Source organism: Polaromonas sp. P1_G4 (assembly GCF_056405475.1).
The window spans coordinates 1-4,704 of record NZ_JBFUCA010000336.1 but is presented as its reverse complement, the minus strand read 5'-3'; the positions used below and the strand labels follow the sequence as shown (position 1 = coordinate 4,704).

Here is a 4,704-nt window from a genome sequence, read left to right as displayed (position 1 = left end):
TCGGTGACCTGGGTCAGGTTGTCATTGGCGTTGTAGGCAAAGCCGGTGGTGGTGGGSGTGSYRCTWCCGGTGTTGGCGGGYTGCTGGGTCTGGATGGGRCGRCCCAGGCTGTCGTAGTAGGTGTAGCTGGCAAGACCATTGGGGTCGACCACGGTGGTGGGMCGGCCCATRGCGTCGTAGCCATACTGCCAGGTCAGGGTGCCGCTGTTGATGGCAACACTCACCGCCGAAGAGGTCGACGGGTCGTTGTTGGTGTCGCCTGCGTAGTCGGCGCTTAAGGTGTGACTGCCCAAGGCCAGGGAGTTGGTAGCAAGCGTTGCCACGCCGCCTGCCACAGTGCCTGTGCCCAGGGTGGTGCTGCCGTCCTTGAAGGTGACGTTGCCGGTGGGACTGGCACCTGTGACGGTGGCGGTCAGCGTGATGTTCTGGCCTACGGGGGCGGTGCCGGCGCTGCTTGAAAGCGCTGTGGTCGTGGGGGTGGCGGCGAGCGCCAGGACCGGGACCAGAGAGATGAGCAGTGCCAGGCGGCCGAGCCAGGCATTGAAGGTTTGACCGACTTGGCTAGGGCTGCTCATGCGACCTCCTGTTTGGGTGATGGTTGTTGTGGTGTTCAATTGCTCGCTCCCGTGACTTGTTGGACCCGGTTCAAGGCGTCATACACCCGGGTGATGTTTCTTTGCAGATTGCCCGAGGGGTCCTTGACCTGTTCGCCTGTCTTGTTGCCCATGGCGTCCAGGGTGTAGGTGATGGTGTTGCCTTTGGCATCGGTCACGCCAGTTAACCGGTGCGCGGCGTCGTAGCTGTAGCTCATCGTTGTGCTGTCGGGCAGAACCACCCCTGTCAGCTGGCCGGCGTTGTCGTAGGTGTAAGTGGTGGTGCGGGCTGCTCCGCCCGGTGGGGTGACACTGGTGCTGCCGACCCAGCCTCGGGGGGTGTAGGTCGTGTCGGTGACGATGCCTTTGGGGTCAACCATCTGGCGCACCCGTCCGGCCCTGTCGTACAGGGTGAACTGCGTGACGTGCCCTGCTGCGTTCGTCACACTCTGCAGGTCTCCGACCGTATGGCCTACATCAACGGCGATGTTGGTATCGGTGTAGTACACATAGCTGGTGCTGCGATTGTTCGCATCTATGGAAGTCAGGATGCGGCCGGAAACATCATAGGTAAATCTCGCATCGGGGCCTGACGCAGGAAGATAGGCTGCGATACCGGGGAACTGCGCCGCTGGCGGTGTGAAAGCCGCTGAATATCGTGCAACACCTTTGGTGATACGGACTTCATCCATATTCCCGGTGAAAGCGACGGCCTCCCCACCCTTGCCGATATACAAAGGGCCCGTGAGCGCTGCGAAAGGCGTGTAGGCGGCGGTACTGGTGGATGGGACGCCATTGACGTAGACCGACATCGTGGCCCCGTTCCCCACAATGGCAACATGCTGCCAGACGTTGGCCGTAATCGCCGTGCTCGGGAATACACCAACAATCTCCCAGTTATTCACGGCCGCGTTGCTTTTGAGAATACGTACAGAGCTGTTTTCCAGGTCTATCTCAAATGGGGAGTAAACAGGGCCTAGTCGTGTGGAGATAAGGCTCTGAATACCGCCAATGGAACCAGGCTTCAGAAAAAACTCGATGGTGAATGGCAACGACCCGAAGTTAAAGTCGGTTCCAGCGGGTACCGAGATGTATCCACTGTTGGCGAAAGCGCCGGAGCCGGTGCCAAATACTTTCGACGCAGTTGAAATTGAGGCACTTCCTGTGACAGAGAGCGTTTTCAGAGCAGCACCATCGTCCACAAAAGCTGTCGAGCCGTTCGTCCCATTCATGTGAAGCAAAAGCGAATTAAATGCTGCACTCGGATCGGTTGGACCACCTCCAGCTGCTGCCGGGTTCGCGAGTTGAACAATCCTCTTGCACACCACGGGCAAGGGCTTTCCATTCGGCAACGTTGGCGCACTGGTGCAATTGGCCGCTGCATCGGCGTTCAAAGGGTCTGGCCGGCCCTGGTAAACCAGCGTTGTCAATGTCCCAGGCGTGGCACTCGCAACAGGAAGCCGCCAATCCGGGTGCCAAGTGGTCGTGAATTTCCTAGCCCCTGCCGGCAAAGTGGCGCCGCCAGGTAGCACGGCATTGCAGGCCGCGGTGTTGGACAGGCCTTCCACTCGCGTGATCTCCCGATTCGAACCGTCATACGCATAGCAACTGCGCACGCCGTTGAAATCATCTTGTGAGAGCAAATTCCCAGCTGCATCAAAGGCGGAGGCGTTATTGGCTGCGGCACAGCCTGAGCCTGCCGGCTGGCTCAGGCCCGTAGCCTTGTTCAGGCCACCCACCGTGGTAGACGCGATGTCCGAGCTTTGCCCATTGGGCAGGGCTAGAACCACGTTGCTGGGCGACACCATGCTGTGGGCGCGGGTGGTAATGGTCGTTGCGGCATCGTAGGTTTGCGTGACAGCCACGGAAGGTGGAGTGCCGTAAGCCACGCTGTAGCGGTTAACGCCCCCGGCAAGTTCGGTGGAGATGGCACGGCCGGCGGCATCGTAACCATAGGTGGAATAGCGGTTCCCCAGTTCGTCCACCGACCCCGTGAGCGCCCACGGCAGGCTGGAGTTTTCGTAAACAAAGGTTTGAGCCGAGTTGTCGGGCCAGCGGAGTTCGACCAGGTTGCGGTTGGCGTCGTAAAGGGCGCTGATGGTTTGGCCCATGGCATTGCTGATGAAGCTCAGCAGCCCGTCAGTGGCGGCATTGCCGCCGGAGGGCAGTGTATAGCTGAAGTTGATGCTACGGCCCGTGTTGTCGGTTGCCGACACCAAGTACCCAGCGGCCGGGGCAGCGGTACTCGCCGCCGAGCTATACGCGTACGTTATCCTGTTCCCGCGGCCATCGGCTTCAGAGGTGATCCGCCCCGCGGCGTTGTAAGTTTCCAGGGTCTGTGAGGAAGCCTCCAGATAGCGATAGCCACCGGAGACAACGACCAGCGAATCTTTGTTCAAACCCATCGGAGCATAGGAGGCGTTCGTCGGGTTGTACCTGAAGCTGACGACGGTGCCGTTTCCACGCATGACCTGCGCGTCGAACCCCCCTGCACCGATAACGATGTTCTTGTGCAGCGAACTCTCCCATAGCGCACCGAGCGCGGGGATATTGCCGAGCACTTTGGGTGCAACGCCCATAGACGCAGCGGTGAAAACCTTGCGGTTGTCGTAAGTCACACGCCACTCCTGGCCACCAACCGAAAACCCCGTTGCTACCGTGTGCGTCTCGGCGCCGACCAAGGGCGTGATAGGTTTGCCCTTCTGAACAAAACCAGCATCCTTACAAGATTGTGGCTGCGAGCTCAAAAGGAGGTTGGCAATGTTGGTAGTGCTGCTGTTGTAGCAACCGTTCTTGAGAGGGTTCTCCAGATAGCCTGGCTTGCAAACGCACGTCGCGCCGTTTGGATCCGACCCCGCTGGACAAACGGGGGGAACCGTACAACCGACGGCTGAGTACGTGCTAAGGCCCTTATTTGGCACAGTGCAATGGAACCAGATTTGCTGATCCAAAAGCAGCTTGGGATTCGGCTCCGCGCTCATAGCGACCCAACTTACTCCCTGGAACGGCTCCTGAGCCTGACAGGAAGCAATTGCAGAAGACATGCACGCTCCATTGCCCGCAGAAACACCGAGCCAGCTCGGAGTAAGCGGATCCACATTGGCGAAAGCTGTGCCTGACATCAACGCAGCCAGCACAGCAATCCACGCCAAAAGCTGTTTCTTCAGATTTGCCGTATTTCCCACGATGAGCTTAGGCTTTAGAGTATTCGTGCACTTTTCATTCACGTTATTACCTCGCTGATACGCTTGATTTGCATTGGGGTTCAATTACTCGCTCCCGTGACTTGCTGGACCCGGTTMAGKGCGTCGTACACGCGGGTGATGTTTCTTTGCAGGTTGCCTTGCGGGTCTTTGACCTGCTCGCTGACCTTGTTGCCCATGGCGTCCAGGGTGTAGGTGATGGTGTTGCCTTTGGCATCGGTCACACCCGTCAGCCTGTGCGCGGCGTCGTAGCTGTAGCTCATGGTGCTGCTGTCGGGCATAACCACACCCGTCAGCTGGCCGGCGTTGTCGTAGCTGTACGTTGTGATCCGGGCTACCCCACCTGGTGGGGTCACCGTTACGCTGCTGACCCAGCCTCTGGAGGTGTAGGTCGTGTCTGTGACGATGCCTTTGGGGTCAATCATCTGACGCACGCGCCCTGCCCTGTCGTACAGGGTGAACTGCGTGATGTGGCCTGCTGCGTTGGTGACTGACTGGAGGTCGCCAACCGTGTGACCTACCACGTTGGGTATCGTGCCGCTGAAGCTGGTGCTGCTGTAATAGGCGTAGGTCTGCTGGACGATGTTATTGAAGCTCTGAGTGGCGATTAAGCCTTCAGGGTTGTAGGTCCAACTGCTGGTTCGAGCCACATTAGTGGCCGTGTCGGTGACGGTCTGACTCAGTTGGTTTCCCTGTGTGTCGTAGGTATAAGCAGTCGTTCTTCCCGCTTCTGTCACCAACACCGTCAACCTGAAGGTTGGGTGCCACTGGGTGGTCGTGGTCTGCACCTCAGGAAGGCCTGTTGCCTTGGTGGTGGTCAATGGCAGGCGCCGGTTGATATCCCAGGTGTACATGGTGTTGACACCCAGGAAGTCGGTCTCGTGCGTGACCAGTCCACTGGCGTCTTG

2 protein-coding genes and 1 pseudogene are annotated in these 4,704 nt (G+C 59.0%); all 3 read right to left on the bottom strand.

Going from position 1 to position 4,704, the window contains the following annotated elements; translation table 11 throughout:
* Positions 1–575: Ig-like domain-containing protein (locus AC1D1X_RS15950; protein WP_477698635.1), on the bottom strand; the 575-nt coding region annotated here is incomplete at its 3' end.
* Positions 576–610: 35 nt separating this feature from the next.
* Entirely contained in the window at positions 611–3,862 is a 3,252-nt protein-coding gene (locus AC1D1X_RS15945; RefSeq protein ID WP_477698634.1) for a LamG-like jellyroll fold domain-containing protein, read from the bottom strand.
* Positions 3,859–4,704 (bottom strand): annotated as a pseudogene (locus AC1D1X_RS15940) (hypothetical protein); the annotation flags it as partial. The pseudogene AC1D1X_RS15940 and the gene AC1D1X_RS15945, both read right to left, overlap by 4 nt.